The 16,939-nt window shown below is 48.8% G+C and carries 14 protein-coding genes; 13 read left to right on the top strand and 1 reads right to left on the bottom strand.

Going from position 1 to position 16,939, the window contains the following annotated elements; all coding sequences use genetic code 11:
- The first annotated feature begins 212 nt into the window (after positions 1-212).
- The 13 genes from wrbA to M0L20_RS23070 all read left to right on the top strand — a co-directional run bounded on the left by wrbA (position 213) and on the right by M0L20_RS23070 (position 15,413).
- Positions 213-827 carry an NAD(P)H:quinone oxidoreductase gene (gene wrbA / locus M0L20_RS23125; protein WP_262923996.1) on the top strand — a complete coding sequence of 205 codons (615 nt, stop codon included), beginning with the start codon at positions 213-215 and terminating at the stop codon, positions 825-827.
- 933 nt (positions 828-1,760) lie between these two features.
- Positions 1,761-2,246, top strand: a complete 486-nt coding sequence (locus M0L20_RS23120) for a hypothetical protein (RefSeq protein ID WP_232562942.1) — start codon at positions 1,761-1,763, stop codon at positions 2,244-2,246.
- 78 nt (positions 2,247-2,324) lie between these two features.
- Positions 2,325-2,930 (top strand): hypothetical protein, encoded by a 606-nt coding sequence (locus M0L20_RS23115; RefSeq protein WP_248479359.1) that lies wholly within the window; start codon positions 2,325-2,327, stop codon positions 2,928-2,930.
- 110 nt (positions 2,931-3,040) lie between these two features.
- Positions 3,041-3,700: a sensor histidine kinase gene (locus M0L20_RS23110; protein ID WP_232562944.1), complete on the top strand. Its 660-nt coding sequence runs from the start codon at positions 3,041-3,043 to the stop codon at positions 3,698-3,700.
- Positions 3,697-4,371, top strand: coding sequence for a response regulator transcription factor (locus M0L20_RS23105; protein ID WP_232562945.1), 675 nt, complete (start codon positions 3,697-3,699; stop codon positions 4,369-4,371). Before M0L20_RS23110 ends, M0L20_RS23105 begins: the two co-directional genes overlap by 4 nt.
- 598 nt (positions 4,372-4,969) lie before the next feature.
- Entirely contained in the window at positions 4,970-5,506 is a 537-nt protein-coding gene (locus tag M0L20_RS23100) for a phage tail protein (protein ID WP_248479358.1), read from the top strand.
- Between the two features lie 25 nt (positions 5,507-5,531).
- On the top strand, positions 5,532-6,068 hold the full coding sequence (locus M0L20_RS23095; RefSeq protein ID WP_248479357.1) for a phage tail protein: 537 nt from the start codon (positions 5,532-5,534) through the stop codon (positions 6,066-6,068).
- A gap of 46 nt (positions 6,069-6,114) precedes the next feature.
- Positions 6,115-6,642 carry a phage tail protein gene (locus M0L20_RS23090; protein ID WP_248479356.1) on the top strand — a complete coding sequence of 176 codons (528 nt, stop codon included), beginning with the start codon at positions 6,115-6,117 and terminating at the stop codon, positions 6,640-6,642.
- A 19-nt stretch (positions 6,643-6,661) separates the two neighbouring features.
- Positions 6,662-7,615, top strand: coding sequence for a methionyl-tRNA formyltransferase (locus tag M0L20_RS23085; protein WP_248479355.1), 954 nt, complete (start codon positions 6,662-6,664; stop codon positions 7,613-7,615).
- A 154-nt stretch (positions 7,616-7,769) separates the two neighbouring features.
- The gene (locus M0L20_RS23080) at positions 7,770-12,233 is read left to right on the top strand and encodes a cellulose binding domain-containing protein (RefSeq protein WP_248479354.1); all 4,464 of its coding nucleotides are present in this window, start codon (positions 7,770-7,772) and stop codon (positions 12,231-12,233) included.
- Between the two features lie 582 nt (positions 12,234-12,815).
- Positions 12,816-13,994, top strand: a complete 1,179-nt coding sequence (locus M0L20_RS23075) for a tyrosine-type recombinase/integrase (RefSeq protein ID WP_248479353.1) — start codon at positions 12,816-12,818, stop codon at positions 13,992-13,994.
- Between the two features lie 118 nt (positions 13,995-14,112).
- Positions 14,113-14,358: a DUF1398 family protein gene (locus tag M0L20_RS30360; protein ID WP_354004262.1), complete on the top strand. Its 246-nt coding sequence runs from the start codon at positions 14,113-14,115 to the stop codon at positions 14,356-14,358.
- Positions 14,359-14,558: 200 nt separating this feature from the next.
- Positions 14,559-15,413: a DUF2306 domain-containing protein gene (locus tag M0L20_RS23070; RefSeq protein WP_248479352.1), complete on the top strand. Its 855-nt coding sequence runs from the start codon at positions 14,559-14,561 to the stop codon at positions 15,411-15,413.
- Positions 15,414-15,655: 242 nt separating this feature from the next.
- Here the strand turns inward: M0L20_RS23070 and M0L20_RS23065 are convergent, their stop codons facing one another.
- Entirely contained in the window at positions 15,656-16,882 is a 1,227-nt protein-coding gene (locus tag M0L20_RS23065; protein WP_248479351.1) for a hypothetical protein, read from the bottom strand.
- Positions 16,883-16,939: the final 57 nt, after the last annotated feature.

The raw sequence follows: 16,939 nt of genomic DNA, 5'->3' as shown, positions 1-16,939 counted from the left end.
ATGCCGGTATGTTCGACTGATTCCTATCTTCAAAGCTTGTTTTGGTCAACATGCCAATGAGAAAAATCCACCAAACAGACTGTACCCAAAGAGGTCACTAACCCATGTAGCTACATTAATTAGTGACCTCTTTGGGCTTTTTCTTAAACAAAGCCGTTCAGCGATACGTTGACATTTCTCGTTATCTTATATTCGACACATTACTTTGCATTATGAAAACGCTCGTCGTATTTTATTCTACCTATGGTCATGTATGGACATTGGCCGAGGCTGTTGCCGAAGGGGCTCGCCAAATTGAGAACAATGAGGTAGTTGTCAAACGCGTACCCGAAACACTACCTACCGAAATACTTGATAAAATAGGGGCTACGGATGCTCAAAAGGCTTTCGCTCATGTACCCGTCGTCACACCCGCCGAACTAGTTGAATATGACGCCATCCTGTTTGGCACACCAACGCGTTATGGTAACCTCTGCGGCCAAATGCAAGCTTTTATGGACAGTACGGGTAGTCTGTGGGCCACAGGAGCGCTTGTGGGCAAGGTAGGCGGGGCGTTTGTAAGTACGGCTACCCAGCACGGGGGCCAAGAGGAAACTATTCGCGCCTTCCATACCGAGTTGCTGCACCACGGCTTTGTGATTGTGGGTTTGCCCTACGCCTGGCAGGGCCAGATGGGACACACAGAGGTAACCGGTGGCACGCCATATGGAGCAAGCACGGTAGCGGGCGGCCAGGGCGAACGCCAGCCCAGCGCCAACGAGTTGGAAGGGGCTCGTTTCCAGGGTCGACACACAGCCGAGATTGCCCGTAAGCTGGCTCTTAAGTAGCCCGCTGAGCTATGGTCACAATGCAGCCTATCTGCCTCCCAGATAGGCTGCATTGTGACCATAGCCACTGTCAATCGGACGTAGACCATTATTAGTAGCCTTCATAAGCATTTAGCCGTTAAGGTAACTGACCTATCAAATGGCCTTATATAAGTTAGTTGCTATTAACTAATATGTTACGGAAGGAACTGTTTATCATGTCCTAACTTTACTTCTTTAAAAGGAAATCGGCCTAAAAGTCTGGTACTTTACTTCGATAAATAGCTGAGGCAACAAACTCAACACGATAGTTCAGTTTGATAATTTCAACCTAAATAGGTGCACTCAAGATCAACAAGCAATTGCTAGCTTTTCAACCTACTTCCTTGCTGCGACCCGCAATAGATAAACAGCGTGCTTGATTTTTGATGTAGGACAAAAGCCTGTGTCCTATTAGCAAAGCATCCATATAGCTTACCCAACAGTTCGGCCTTCAGGTGTGATGTGTAGATGTAGTCATCGTTATGGTCTGAACTTCTATGCACCAGCATCAAACGATAGATACGCACTCCTACCTTAGGAACTAACACCTTCTGGTAAGGCAATCAGGACAGCCATCGCTTGTTCTCAACTGTGCTCGTCCGTTTAAAGTAGTAAATGGTCTGAATTCGATACGGTTAAATTTGGCAACTACCGAACGACTATTGCTGCTGGAGCGAATCAGCCAGCGATAAAAGCAACTATTATCACTTTTTACAATGAACTGGTAACTTCTTACTTCTCTTTGGCTGTCCTGAATAGAGGGCATAATATATGTCAAATTTGGTTAATAGTATGCGGTATCAAACCGAGGATATTTATATCAAATTATCAGAACAGGTATTTTTACGGGTATAAGCGCGCGTACTAAACTCTTTCTTTGCCAAGCACAACAAAAAAGCGCTATACAAATCAATGGAGAATCAAGACAACTTAGATTTAGTGCCCTACGCTGTTCCACTTTTAACGGCTCAGGATTGGGTTACAAACTGGATTGATCCTAAAGGGGAAGATCAATCAGACTCGACTCCCCCTACTGCAATGCGCGCTTTTTTGGTCAGACGAGCCGAAATTGTTGAACTCCTGAATCAACTGGATACCGAATTTATCCGTATGTATATTGGCAAAAAGCCCATTGAAGAACCGACAACGGGTGGTAAGCGTACTCGCCCCTGCTTGTTGCTGGTATCGGCAGCTTATCGTCGAGATATCGACCCAGATAGCGGAAAGGACCCGGATACCGTTATTGATCTGATTGGACACATGGACATCAATGATACCAACCCGGCTGATCTATCGAAACCGAATTACAATGTATTCGATTTCACCCATGTCTGTCCCCCGCAGTGCGACGAAGAAAGTCCATTATTTATTGCTAGCGATCAGCCATGTGATTGTTAGTTATATGATACGTTAGCCAGTCTTGATTATATGATCGGTCGTTTTTTGCATTGGATGCTTTTGAATGGGTCTTATGTGATGATCATTTCCCTGGGCGTCGCTGTTGTACGCCGTAGGTTTTTACAGGCTGAGCTAAGGTATATCGTTGCTTTTTTGCTACTTAGCCTAGTGGGTGAGGTCGTATCGCTCATTCTCTCTAAGTTGCACATACCCAACCTTTTCCTTTTGCATATCTACACGCTGATTGAATTTAATATAATTGCTTTATTTTATCGACGCTTTTTTTCGAACTTCTATCCTAAGTGGTTAATAATTGTATTGTTGACGGTGTTCAATAGTTTCGCCGTCTTCAATACTCTTTTCCTTCAGCCGCTGACCGTTTTCAACACGTATGCACGGGGCTTAGAAAGCCTGATGGTTATTGGGCTTTCCATCTTGTGCTTTTACAAGATGCTTACCGAACTCGATATCAAGCGTCCTGAAACGAATCCCGTATTTTGGATAAATACGGGATTTTTGATTTATTTCGCAGGAAGCCTCATCTTGTTTATATTAGCCAATGTTGCCATAGCGCAACCCAATCAGTCATTAAGTTTGATGTCCTGGGGCTTACATTCCTGTCTGTTTGTCTTAATGCATCTTGCTTTTGGTCTCGGTTTATGGCTCAGCCCCAATCTTCGATAGATCTGTACGTTTTACTATTTGGTGGTTCGATCGCTATCTTATTGCTAGTAGCTGGCCTGATAACGTTTCTTTTGTTGTACCAGAAGCGGCTGGCCCGGCAAGAGTTAGCAATGAAACAAATCGAGCTAAACTACCAACGCGATGTAATTTATCGTACGCTGGATGCGGTCGAAGACGAGCGTCATCGGGTAGCACGGGATCTTCATGACGAAGTAGGAGCCTCCCTATCCGTCATGCGCTTATTGGTTAGCCAACTGGTGCAATCCAATCCTGTTGTTGACCCCGCAGGAACTAAGCTCAAGGCGCAGATTGATCATACGCTGGATACAATCCGACGGATCTCCAACGATCTCTTACCGCAAGGGCTTACCGAACTCGGTTTGGTGTACGCACTGGAAGGACTATGTGAAGATATTATGGCAGTAACCGAAAATGATATCCAGTTACTGGTTCAGGGCACGGTCAATTTTAACGCCCGCTTCAACTTGACTGTATATCGACTCGTTCAGGAACTACTAATCAATGCCAGCAAATACGCCCATGCGACCAGTATTGAACTGCAAATTACAGTTTCTACCGACCAGTTTCTGTTGCTATATAGCGACAATGGCATCGGGTTTAATCTGGAGGAAGCGTACCATAAAAAGAGTTTGGGTCTGAAGAACATCGAAACGCGCACACAAATGCTAGGCGGCTCTGTTGACTTCAAAACCCAATCGGGCCAAGGATTACAAGTTACTATTGGAGTTCCTTTGCTAAATAACCTATGAAGACTATCAACGTTGCTATCGCTGATGACCAAGTGCTGTTTCGGAAAGGCTTGTTGTCTATTATCAATGGTTTTGAGGGTATACAAGTTACCCTGGAAGCCGAGAATGGTCGAGCTTTGCTGGAAGGACTTGAAACAGCTACCTCTTTTCCGGATGTGGTCCTATTGGATCTATCAATGCCGGAACTGAATGGAGTCGAAGTCACGAAGCGACTGAATAGTGCGTATCCTGCCCTTAAAATAATAATCTTGTCAGTTTATGGCGAAGACCGGTTTGTCATCCACATGATCGATCTGGGTGTCAATGGGTTTTTATTTAAAAATGTCGAGCCACTGGAGGTAGAACGAGCGATTCGTACTGTGGTTGAGAAAGATTTTTACGTGAACGACATCTTTTTGACGGCCATGAAAAACCGGATGTCTATCAAAAAACCTCGTCAATTACTAACCGTTGATCTTGCCTCTAGTTTAACCCCCAGAGAATTAGAAGTACTCGGACTCATATGTCGGCAACTAACCGCTCAGGAAATTGCGGATCGGCTCAGCATCAGCACCCGTACTGTCGATGGTCACCGAAACAATTTGCTGGAGAAAACCGGCGCTCGCAACACGGCTGGCCTGGTTATCTTCGCCGTCAAGAACCATTTACTGGACCCTGCTTCACTCCTTTAACCCGGCGCTACTCCATCCGTTTTCCTCTAGTAGCAGTCTAAACCCTACCAGAAAGAGTCTGGTTTAGTGCAGCATGTACAGAGTAGAAGCCAATAATAACGGGTACCCAGAACTTGATTGTCCCTACACGCAGTAACCAGCCCCCCTCTTATCAACTGATTATCAGACTACTACTAGAGTCATCAGCTATTGGTAGGGTACAATAGCAAATTTTCATACCGCCAAACTCAAAAACAATTTTTGCCTGATTTTGAATACAGGTATTTATGCCTGTATTCAACCGTTCGATTCAGTGTTTCTTTGGAGAAATTTTTAGACATATGTCTATTATCTGAATGCAACAAGCGTGTAGACAATGACCTGTTGCCTGAGCGGGATTAATAATGGAATAGCGGGCACTCATCAACAAAGTGATCATAAGATGTTCCTGAATCGATCAAACCGTTAGAACAGTTACGCTACGCACTCATTAAGTCGAACAACGAATCAAACCGATATTACCTACTATCCGCACCATCTTCTATTCACACCATCTTGACTATTGATTGACCACAAAACCGGATCACTCATTTCTTTTACGCTTGCTAGATGAAATTATATGGACCCTTTTCTCGGTGAAATTCGTGCTGTTGGCTTTAATTATGCCCCATATGGCTGGGCCTTTTGCCAAGGGCAATTGTTATCTATTGCGCAAAATACCGCGTTGTACTCCATTTTAGGCATTACTTATGGGGGCGATGGGCGAGTTAACTTTGCCCTGCCCGATCTGCGAGGCAGGGTTATTGTCAATTCGGGTCAGGCACCGGGCTCAAGTCCATACTATCAGGGGCAAACCGGTGGGCAGGACACCGTAACACTCACGCCAGAGCAGAATCCTCAGCATACGCACTCACTGGATGCCATTCGGGTCCCGGTTAGTGAGAACAGCCCCAACTCCAGCTCACCAGCTAAAAATGTTCTGGCCCAGACCGACAAAGCACACTACGGGAGCAGCACGAGCAGCCAGATGGCCGCTGGTTCTCTGAGCGGAACGGCCTCGTTCATAGGTGAAGGAGCCTCTCATGACAATCATATGCCTTACCTGGCGCTGAATTACATCATTGCGTTACAGGGTGTGTTTCCTCAACGCCCCTAACCTAACCCATTCATTCTTCGCATTTATGGAACCATACATTGGTGAGATTCGCATTTTCCCTGGCAACTTTGCTCCGGTTGGCTGGCTATATTGTAATGGACAATCCGTCAACATAAGCGACTACCAAGCACTTTTTCAATTGATCGGTACGACTTATGGGGGCGATGGACAAACGAAGTTTGCCCTACCCAATCTGCAAGGCCGGGCCGTGGTTGGTCAGGGCGCTGGCCAAGGTTTAAGTACGTACGTGCTGGGACAACAGGCGGGCCAGGAAGCGGTAACGGTAACAGCCAACCAGATGCCTGTTCATCAGCACGCAGTACAGGTTAGCACGCAAGCGCATGTAGGCGCACCCGCCCAGGTATCTCCCAACGGAGCCTATTTCGGCGATCAGGGGGAGGCTGCGTATCAATCGACGGCGGGTTCAGCAACGCTGGCTACCGACGCCGTTATTGGTCAGACGAGCAGCAGCGGGGGGGGACAATCACATACCAACCTTCAGCCTTATTTGGTGATTAATTACATCATTGCTACGGATGGAATCTATCCCACACAGCAGTAGCCTGAGCGCTTCTACACCTATCGACTACCCTTAATCACTAATCTGTATGGATCCTTTTATGGGCGAAATTCGCCTGATGAGTTTTGGCTTCAACCCCAAATATTGGGCACCTTGTCAGGGTCAACTGTTACCTATTAATCAAAACCAAGCCTTATTCTCCCTGTTAGGCACCATGTACGGGGGGAATGGCGTAACTAATTTCGCTCTACCCGATTTGCGCGGCCGGGTAGTTCTAAGCTTCGGTCAGGGCTCGGGTATACAAGGATACAGCCAAGGCGAGAGGGGAGGTTCGGAGGGTATACCGTTAACTACCGCGCAGCTGGCTGCTCATAACCATTCGGTAGCAGGCTCCATTCAGACCGCTTCGGAAGCCGATGGACAGGATCCTAGGGGGGCTTATCCGGCTCCTACTAATGTTACCCAGTATGCGTCTGGGGGGGCTAACACCACTATGGCTGCTATAACAGGGCAGACAAGTCCCGCTGGCACAGGGCTACCGCACGAAAACCGCCAGCCAGTAATGGCGCTGAATTACTGCATTGCCATACAAGGTATTTTTCCTCCGCATAGTTAACAAGTTTGAGGGGTACGCTATGAAACTGGGTGTAATCATAAGTAGTTTGCTGGGCCTGCCGCTTCTTTACGAACTGGTGGCGCAAGGTGTCATAGCCCGCGTAGCAGTACCCCATACACCCTCCTATCCGGACGAATCCATTCAGATCGCTCAGGCTGTTTCTACGCTGGGCGTACCGCTGACGTGGTTACACCGTCAAACGCTTCGCACCGATCTACTAGCGTGGTTAGGCCCTGACCCGCTTGACGCCGTCCTTGTTTTTACGTTACCCTGGCGCATTCCAGCAACGGTGTTGTCCATCCCGCGTCAGGGGTTTCTGAACGTTCATCTGGCGCCTTTACCAGCCTATCGGGGCCCGGAGCCGTTGTTTTGGCTCTTGCGTAATGGCGAAACAGCCGGGGCTGTAACTATTCACCGGATGGATGCCAATTTTGACACGGGCCCTGTCCTGTTAACCGTGCCGGTCCCCATTGCCCCCAAAGATACGCATGGGCTACACCGGGCAAAACTCGCTCAATATGCCGTCGTTGCTGCTCACCAGCTGCTCACCAGACTTTGGAGTGGAATACCCCTGGAATTTGACGCGCAAGATGATATGTCTGCCCGCTACTGGCCCCGTGCTGGTCTGGCCGACGTATGCGTAGACTGGGAGGAAACAGCTGTGCGAATCGACCAATTGGTAAAGGCCGTTAATCCCTGGAACCGGGGTGCATTAACTACGTTTCGTGGCCAATGCCTACGACTACTGGGTGTGACGCCCCGGCCTGAAACAACACCAGCTTTACCGGGCACAATCGTTTGGGCAACTCCTCAGCAGGGCCTAGGCGTTGCCTGCGGTCAGGGGCAGATCGTGCAACTGGATATGGTTTCGTTGCCAGAAGGCTACTTCTCGGGGACTCAACTAGCCGGTCTCGGCTTGCAGGTGGGTGAGGTACTCACATCTTTTCAGGCAGACGCTGTTCTATCGGGTTAGCGATAAGGGGTACGATCAGCTAATCAACTGTATACTGCGACTACTACTCATTAATTTCTTCTACCGCAACCAGCGGGGGCATTGGCTATCTAACCAGCGCCTACACTTAGTCTTTATTCTACTACCCATACCCATTTGTCGTTCATCCAACTTCATGAAAAATTTACTTTTACTTCTCGGTTCATTACTAACCGTTTATTCTGTCCAGGCGCAGACTGTAACCCTGGTGCAGGAAAGCTTCGAGACCGACGGTCGGAATACGCGCTACACCTCGAACGAGTTTGATTCGCGCTCGGCTAGTTCTTCGCTGCCTTACTTCACGCGGGCGCTGACCAACCCCCTGCTCAATCCGTTCAATCCGTCCAATGTGTGCTTTGGGACTAATAAATACCCCGTTACCATTGGTGGGGTAGACGGCGCGGTTTTCTGGTCATCTGAGGCCGTCCGGAGCACGGCAACCAGCCCAGCGGATGATGACCGCGCTCCGGGGGTTGTCACGCTCAACGCCATTAACGCCAGCAACTATGGCTCACTAAAATTAGTGGTAGCCTTCGCCGATGCTCGCGGCCCCAGTAGTCCTACTCTCAGCAGAAATGGGGGCGAATTGAACCCCCAATACGATTCTAACGACTTTATTCGCCTACAGTATTCGACTAATGGCGGAACGACCTATAATACGCTGGCGCAGTTTGTAGGTAATAATCCGTCTGGACAAGGTTTCATGCAACTTGACGCAGACCTGGACGGCACTGCCGATGGAGCGCAGACAGCGACCAACACGCTAGACATCAATATGCGTGATTTCTCGTTCAATATTCCGGGCTCACCGTCCTCGTTACTCGTACGGGTGCAGGTCGACCAGCGCGGGGGCAGCGAAGAGTTAGCCTTCGACAATATCCGGGTAACGGGCGTGGCCAATACCGTGTCTCCACCGACGCTCAGTAATCTTGAAAACGATCCCTTACCGTATGCCGAAGGCCAGGGCGCTACAAAGGTTACCAACACTATAACCGTGGTCAATCCGGGAGGATCGACGCTGAGTCGGGCTACCGTCAGTATAAGCAGCGGTCGGGGTGCGGGCGATCAACTGGTATTTACTAACACTAACCTTATATCAGGATCGTATAACTCATCGACGGGAGTACTTGAACTGAATGGTACTGCACCGACGGAGGATTATCAGGCGGCTTTACGATCGGTAGCCTTTCGGAATTCGGATGCAATCAACGTACCAGCGGGCACACGCACCCTGGATTTTGTGGTGTACAATGGCACCACCAGCAGCAACCAAGTGTCGCGTAATGTGACGGTGACGGCCTCCCTGGATGCGGCTACGACATTGCCTTACCAGGAAGATTTTGAAGTGGATAAGGAAGGTACGCGCTACAGTTCGAATACGTTTGTTGCCCGAAATGGCACTGGGGCGGCCTGGTTACGGACAACCGCGAATCCCTATCAGACGAACCCGCCTTCGCCAAACCCCACCACATTCAGCAACATCAGCGGTTCGGCTTACTGGTACGGCAACAATACCAACTCCTTGGCGAACAGTGCTACCCGCATGGGCACCTTACAGACGCTGCAAATCAACACAGCAGGTTACACGAACTTAACTTTCTCGATACGCATTGGAGCCTCGTCAGGTGCGAATGCGCGCTGGCAGAACACCGATTACTTTAAGGTTTACTACCGGGTAGCGGGCGGTGCCCAAGTGCCTATCCTTTCGTTCCGGGGAAACACGGCGACGCAATCTGCACAGGGTAACTTGCAACAGGATGCTGACCCCAGCGCCACGACAGGCATACCGACTGGTTCGACTTTAACGCCAAATCTAAACACGTTTACCGTTTCCCTACCCGCTTCAGCGTATGGGCAGGTCATTGACTTCCTGTTGGTCCAGCAGTCAGACGATATTTCAGCAGAATTAGCCTTCGATAATATACAGCTAACGGGCACGCAACTCGCAGCGCCGACGGTGACGACCAATTCATCCGTCAGCAACGTGACAACCACTAGCGCCAGCCTGGGAGGTAACATAACAACTGACGGTGGAGCCAGTGTTACCGAGCGAGGTATTGTATACAAAGCTGGCGCGAGTGTGCCAACCGCCAGTGACTCCAAAGTAACCAGCGGCAACGGTATAGGAACCTTCTCAGCTACCCTGGCCGGGTTGACATCGGGGACTCAGTATACAGCGCGGGCCTACGCCATCAACAGCGTCGGTACTGGTTTTGGCAGCACAGTTACGTTCGTTACTACGCCCGGAAGCCCGCAACTGAACACGCCCACCAACGGTACCTATGTTGCCACCGGCACACCCATTTACACGGGTACAACTCAAGTGGGCAGCACGGTACAAGTGTATGTAGATGGCACCCTGCTTAATGCCACCCCAACGGTCGATAATGCGGGCAACTTCACCGTTGTTCAGCCCTCATCACTGAACGAGGGAAACCATACTGTATACGCCACGGCTACGGTAACGATCAATGGAACGACCAGCCCAACCAGCGCCAACTCGAACACGAACACCTTTATCATTGATGTGACGGCCCCCACGGTCAGCTTAACCTCCGCGACGGCTCCCAACGGCAGTTCCTACAACAGTTCGCCCTTTGTCTACAACGCTACCTTTTCAGAGAACGTAGCCAATTTTGTAGCCTCCGATATAACGGTGGGTAATGGTTCCGTAACGGGCTTTAGTGCCATTAGCAGCAGCCAGTACAGTTTCACCGTAACGCCTACCACCAGCGGAGCAGTTTCCGTGAGTTTGGCTCGTAGCGTGGCAAGCGATGTAGCGGGCAATGGTAACGTCGAGTCCGATCCGTATACCATCACCTATGCACCACTCCCTACTATTAGCGGCTTTACGGCTACTACCCCATCGGTATGTGTGGGTAGTCCAGTCACATTTACGGCCACAATAGGCAACGTAACGGGGGCTTATACGTATACACTGACAAATAGTGTTAGCACCACAACGGGCACCAGTAGCAATCCGGCGTTTAATCAGTCGGTGGTATCAACCAACTCAGGTACCCAGAACTTCACGCTTACGGTAAGCGCCAACAATGGTCAGGTAACCACAGCTTTTGCAAGTGTAACCGTTAAAAGCACCCTTACGAACATCAGAGGCAGTCAATCCGCAACTAGCCTATGCGCACCGGGGGGTCAAGTAAATTTCCAGGTTACACCAGATCCAATAGAATCCTATACGGTGACGATCTTCCGCAATAATGTCCAAGATGGACAAACGACGGGCTCGTATGGATCAACCATTATCTTTCCTCGCAACGTTACGCAAAGCGCCAACTACCAAATCGTTGTTACCTCGAGCTGTGCCAGCCTGACGACTACGTTTACACCCGTGACGGTCACGCCCTTGCCGACGCCTTCGATTGTGGGCTTAGCAACGGCTTATTGTCAGGACGCGGGTAGCCAACCCTTGAAGGGAGAACCATCGGGGGGCGTTTTCACGATTGACGGTAATCCGGCTACTAACTTCGACCCTACCAGCCTGACAATCGGTCAGCACACAGTTGTCTACAGCTATACGAACGCTGGTGGCTGTTCGAATACGGCGACCCAAATCGTTACTGTCAACGAAACGCCAACAGCCCCGCGCCTGGTAACCCAGACCGGCGGCCCTTATCCGGCGGGGGTGTCCAGCTTGACTATTTCGCAAAATACAGGTGATGTAATTTTAACTGTGTCGGGCTGTACAAACGGTACGATTAACTGGAGTGGTGGGAATGCAGCTACATTGGCCGTCTCCACAGCGAACACAGGTACGCAGAGCTTTACCGCTACTTGTACCCAGAATGGTTGTACGAGTCCTGCTGCTACAGCAACAGTAACCGTAGTTCTACCAACGCTTAGAGTCTTATCTCGCGACCCTGATAACGGTCAACAGAACAGCAATACGATCAAGCCTTATCTGCTTTTGCAAAACGTAGGTACAATGCCTATTTCGTATAGCTCAATCACCGTGCGCTATTGGCTAACGACTGAACCCAACATGAATCTGATCTTTCAGAAAAACTATGTAGCCATTGGCCAAAATAACCTCAACTTGCGCTATGTTCCGCTGGCGAGTCCTCGTCAGGGAGCAACGGGCTACATCGAATACAGCTTCAACTCGGCAGCAGGTAGCCTGGCACCGATGGGTGATTCGGGTCCACTAGAAGTACAGGCTTACCAGCAGAATTATGCGGTGCTCAACCAGTTGGATGATTACTCGTATATCAACAATAGTACATTCACGCTAAATCCTCGTATCACCGCTTACCAGAACGGGGTGATCTTCTACGGTACAGAACCTGCTGGTAGCGGCAACACGCGGGTAGCTGCCAAGGAGGCAGAGTCTATCCTTCGGGTCAACGTCCTAGGCAACCCTGTTATCGGCCATTCCGCTGAGGTGGAGATTAGCGGAGTGTCAGGTCAGTCGGTACTAATCCGGCTAGTCGACTCCCAAGGTAAGCCAGTATTTGAGCACAGCATTAAAGAGGTTGATTCAACTGAACGAGTAAGCCTGCCGCTAGGTACAGCCCAAGGTATCCTTTTACTGAATGTGAGCACCGCTAACCAGCGCCAGCAAATCAAACTGCTACGTCCTTAATTATTTCTATACACACCCTCCAACCGAAAACGCCCGGATCATCACAGATTCGGGCGTTTATTTTAATCGAATAGTTTAGGATCTACTAATTAAAACACTCATCAGAAAGCAAAAAGGCACTCAATGTTGAATTTTTCAATTTAATAGATGAGCGTAATAATATATTCATAATCTTTTAGCTATTCATCGGCTCTCTTTTGTCCTGCCGTTCACAAGTAATAACTCAATACGCTGTTACTAGAGCTGAGTTAAGATCTCGATTGAGCGATTCAAAGAATGGCCTAATGAATATAGCTTAAGTATTCTAATTTTGGCCCACAGTTAAAATAGTACATAATTCGACATTACAAAAACTTCCTTCTCTTGCTCAACCTTCTTTATTTTGATTGAGTCAAAACTACATTCGGTGTTTATAAATAGTAATAATTCCCATAAAAATTCACCTTCATATCATTGAATATCAATGATTTATCTTTAATTTAACGAACGCCGTAAACTTTTGCAACTTGATAATAATTCTATGGTGTTCCTCTATCTTTACAACTGCTCGGCATGGGCAAACCTTTGTAAAATCTGTTTCTAATGAAAGCACTAGCTCGCTTAACTCATCAAAGTAATAGCCTTGGTCAATCATTGACTACTCTAACCGTCACCCAGGCTACTCAATACTTTGCGGCTAGTCTAGACAAACCCGGCAACTACCCCCGGATCGTTAAAGCCTACCTTACCTACTGCATCGCCCACAACTATACCTTCGATAAGTTTAGCCTTAGCCTGTATGCAGGAGGAAAAGCATCCAACCGCATCTCCCCTATTCGCAAATTTATCCTCTGGTATCAAATGCAGGGGCAACCATCCATCATTGCCGATCCACCCAAACAGCCAAAAAGTATTCCCGCTGCCGATGGCTTATTACTGGGATTTATGGCTGATCCTGAAGTCCGCATTTCCCCAAGCTCGCGGGTAACCTACCTGCGGGTTTTGAACGGCTTCTTCGATTACATTGTCTCTCAACGGGCCATGGGCGAACTGGCTAGCTTCAGTGCACAAACTGTCGATAAGTACTTGAACACCAAGCGCCTGTCGGCTTTTACGTATAATTTATATCTATCGTGCTTGAAACAACTGGCCGAGTGGGTCATCAAGACACAGGAGCGTCATCAGTTAACGGCAAACCAATTAAAAGACCTGCAATCGATTACCCGCTTGAAAGGGAACCGGATCGAGCGGGACTATCATAAAGACAGCCTGACGGGAACCGAACGAGAACAGTTGCTGATGAGTATTGAAAAACCGGATGAACGCTTGATGGTGGCGCTGATGGCCTGGGGTGGACTACGTACTATTGAAGTGGTCCGGCTTCAGTTCAACGATATTGATGTGGAACGCCGTCGGATCTGGGTGTTGGGTAAGGGGATGCATACAAAACGGGACGTTCAGTTACCGGCGATCTGCTTTTCTTTGCTCCAGGACTACCTAAAGCAGTTTGGGGTCGGCAAACAAAACTCGTCAGACTCGCTGTTCGATCAATTGACGACGCGCTCGATTCGGTACCGCGTACAGAAGTATATGCAAGTGAGCGGTTTAAAACGCGCTCGTCTGTCGGCGCATAGTTTGCGGCATACAGCGGCCCAGCGTTTATTGGATGATGGGGTAGACGCAGTCCATGTTCAGCGGCATCTGCGGCACAAAAACTTCGAAACGACGTTAATTTACGTGCGCAAAAAAACCGACGAAGACTATTTTAACAGCATCTTGTAGTCCGTTCTTTCTACACGGTTGTGCAAGCCTTGGAGGCAACTACTGTTTTTGGTGCAATGCTCTCAAACTGATCCACCAGTCTAAGGACATAATCCAGATCAAAGATCTTAACTAACGATTGGCGCGTTCGCTGGAAAAACGATTTCGGAAACTGGTCGGCACTACACCCAAAAAGTTTGCTTCTATTCTACACTTTAACGCCATTCTGAATCGGTTGAGGGCTCCTCAGTATCCGCTACTATACGGGGCTAGCGTCTTCAATACTTACCCGTTCAAAGCTGAGCTGAAAGCGCATCAGAAAGGTAAGTCCGATTATCGAACGTTTTGTACTGACTGCGATCGATCAGGTGTTCGAAATTGGTAGTTCAGCTGGATCTGTGGCTGTGCACGTATTTCTAGGCATCGAGTACTGAGGTATTGGTAGAAGCTATAGTGATTCGCTTACGCTGAATGTCAAACAGATAAGGTCGTGCCGTTTGATTAATAATAAGACTTAGTAATTACCGTCCAACTTATTTTTGATTGCTTTCTTTTGACTACGAACAAATCAATTTGACAATGGGTATGATCAGCAGTAACGATCTTCCTCAGCCTACCCGCGGGTTAGACCTTTCCAAGCTGAGTAGAACTCTGCTGCGTTGGTCAAGCCGCATTCTAGTCATTACCGTTTGGGTCAGTGCTTTCCTATTCGGCTTCTACATACTGGCTTTCTATGCCGCAGCCCTATACCAGGGAGATATGCAGCGCTGGAACGGCGTGTTACCTCGTTTGTATGAATCGAAAACAGCAACGGCTACTACGGGCATTGGTCTTCATTTTGCCGCCGGGGGCATTATCCTTATTTTGGGCAGCATCCAACTACTTGACTCGGTTCGAATTCGTTTCCCGGCGCTACACCGATGGGTTGGTCGGTTATACATCGGAGCTTGCCTGCTGGCCGCTGTGGGAGGACTGGTATTCATTGCTCTTAAAGGCACCATTGGCGGGCCGGTAATGAGCATCGGGTTTGGGCTGTACGGTCTGTTAATGGGCTGGTCAGCTCTGGAAACCTATCGACATGCCATTCAACGACAACTTGAGCAGCACCGCATTTGGGCTCTCAGACTGTATGCGCTGGCTATCGGCTCTTGGCTTTATCGCATGGATTACGGTTTTTGGCTATTACTAACCGACGGGTTAGGGCATACCCGCACCTTTAGTGGCCCTTTTGACCAGGTAATGGCCTTTTTCTTTTACATTCCTAATCTGCTGGTGGTCGAGGCTGTTAGCCGGGCTGGGGCCTACCGGGCCTCGACCACCCTAAGATTATTGACCTCCAGTCTACTATTATTGGCAACAGTTTTCCTGGGAGTAGGTACTTATTATTTTACCCGCTACTACTGGGGACCAGCCATCCTTACTTGGCTAGGTGCTGCTTAGGCATTCAGAAAATGAGCCAATCAACGAGTTTTTGAGCAGGATGACTACTCTGAACACTCCCTTAGTAGCTTGTGAAATACCTCAGCATCAATCGCCAACTGAAAGAACTGTCGCCATTTCAGAAGAATGTTAAAAGCAAAAGTATAATCAACTTCCAGTAGTCATAGGCTTAGCGAACACTCGACATAGGTAGCAAACGGTACGTCTCGCGAGGCTGATCTTGAACGGTTCTGACTTCGTAATCAACGTGGATAAATCACTTTAAAACGGCCGCTCGCACTCGCCGATGCCGGCAGGGTCGTCCCTCTTTTCTCATACAACGGTGCGTCAACGATGGTGTAAGTTCCTTCGATCAAGTCGGAAGTAACGCGCTGTACATTAACCTGCCATTTCGTCGTTGTGCTGGCTAGTAAGTAAGGCTTAATGCTCCAGTAATCGCCATTGGGCTGGTTGTTGAGCGCATTGGCAAACGTAATTTTGACCTGATCGCCTGTGTAGACGCCTACCCCTGTAAAGTTCGGCCAGGTTATCTCTACCAATTGATAGCCTTCATCCGAATACATGGTGCCAGCCGCAAATTCGACCTGGGTCCGCTCTTGGGGTGCCCGGGTCCGGTACAGCGATGCAGCCTGCCAGTTAGCCGGCTTGGTTATCCCTTCGTAGGTAATATCGCTGACGGGTGCATTAAGGTCTGTTTGACTAATCGTTACCCGCGTCGTCGTCGGCGTCAGGTAATTACTCAGGCCCCCAGCTGGCCAGGGAACATACGCCATAGCTTCAACTTTTCGGAGCGCCTTCGTATAATCCCAAAAAGGTTCGCCCTCCGATTGCGTCCGTAAACTCAGGTTCTCGTTGAGCACGTTTTTTATCCGGATATTCAGCCGCTCCTGAGTTGCCCCCGCCTTTTTAAGCGTAAAAAAGAATTCGATATCCACGTATTCAGGCGTGATAGCGGTGATTCGAAACTGATTATTGGGGTCAGCCAAATTAAGAATATCCCGACCAATCTGCCCCTCCGGAATGCGGATAAAGGACGAGACAATATAGGGGTCATCTTTGGATTCACCATTGTCGGTGGAAGGGTCATAGACTATGTAATTGCGACCAGCCTCAAACGGACCGCGAATATTCAAAATGATGTTGTACTGAGCATTTTGGGCGTGAAGCCGGATAACGCTTGCTTTGCTTCCTGTGTTATTAAAGGCCGTGAAGGCTTCTAATGGAAACGATTTGTCGGGGCCGAACGCAATGGGTTGCCCATCAATTGAACCGACCATCGTGCCGGTGATATCATCGAGCGTGGTGTTGCGGACACCCGGTGCACCGGTAAACAGATAGGAGCTGGTCTGGTTGACAGTGGCTATCTTGGCCGTTTCAATCAGCTCATCAACATGCTCAGGCGATTGACAAGCCAGGAGCGTAAAAGCGAGCACGGTGCTTAGACAGGCAGGAATAGTGATTAGGCGCATAACGTTTAGCGTGTTAAATGTTGAACCGAGAAACTAAAGAAATATCGACTAAAAGCC

It is taken from the genome of Spirosoma liriopis, assembly GCF_023196085.1.
Taxonomy (GTDB): Bacteria; Bacteroidota; Bacteroidia; order Cytophagales; family Spirosomataceae; genus Spirosoma; species Spirosoma oryzicola.
Note: the sequence above shows the minus strand (reverse complement) of the source record. Positions and strands in the feature narration are given on the sequence as shown.

Coding starts and splice junctions, on each gene's coding strand:
- wrbA (WP_262923996.1), top strand. CDS start 213: ATGAAAACGCTCGTCGTATTTTATTCTACCTATGGTCATGTATGGACA.
- M0L20_RS23120 (WP_232562942.1), top strand. CDS start 1,761: ATGGAGAATCAAGACAACTTAGATTTAGTGCCCTACGCTGTTCCACTT.
- M0L20_RS23115 (WP_248479359.1), top strand. CDS start 2,325: ATGATCATTTCCCTGGGCGTCGCTGTTGTACGCCGTAGGTTTTTACAG.
- M0L20_RS23110 (WP_232562944.1), top strand. CDS start 3,041: ATGAAACAAATCGAGCTAAACTACCAACGCGATGTAATTTATCGTACG.
- M0L20_RS23105 (WP_232562945.1), top strand. CDS start 3,697: ATGAAGACTATCAACGTTGCTATCGCTGATGACCAAGTGCTGTTTCGG.
- M0L20_RS23100 (WP_248479358.1), top strand. CDS start 4,970: ATGGACCCTTTTCTCGGTGAAATTCGTGCTGTTGGCTTTAATTATGCC.
- M0L20_RS23095 (WP_248479357.1), top strand. CDS start 5,532: ATGGAACCATACATTGGTGAGATTCGCATTTTCCCTGGCAACTTTGCT.
- M0L20_RS23090 (WP_248479356.1), top strand. CDS start 6,115: ATGGATCCTTTTATGGGCGAAATTCGCCTGATGAGTTTTGGCTTCAAC.
- M0L20_RS23085 (WP_248479355.1), top strand. CDS start 6,662: ATGAAACTGGGTGTAATCATAAGTAGTTTGCTGGGCCTGCCGCTTCTT.
- M0L20_RS23080 (WP_248479354.1), top strand. CDS start 7,770: ATGAAAAATTTACTTTTACTTCTCGGTTCATTACTAACCGTTTATTCT.
- M0L20_RS23075 (WP_248479353.1), top strand. CDS start 12,816: ATGAAAGCACTAGCTCGCTTAACTCATCAAAGTAATAGCCTTGGTCAA.
- M0L20_RS23070 (WP_248479352.1), top strand. CDS start 14,559: ATGATCAGCAGTAACGATCTTCCTCAGCCTACCCGCGGGTTAGACCTT.
- M0L20_RS23065 (WP_248479351.1), bottom strand. CDS start 16,882: ATGCGCCTAATCACTATTCCTGCCTGTCTAAGCACCGTGCTCGCTTTT.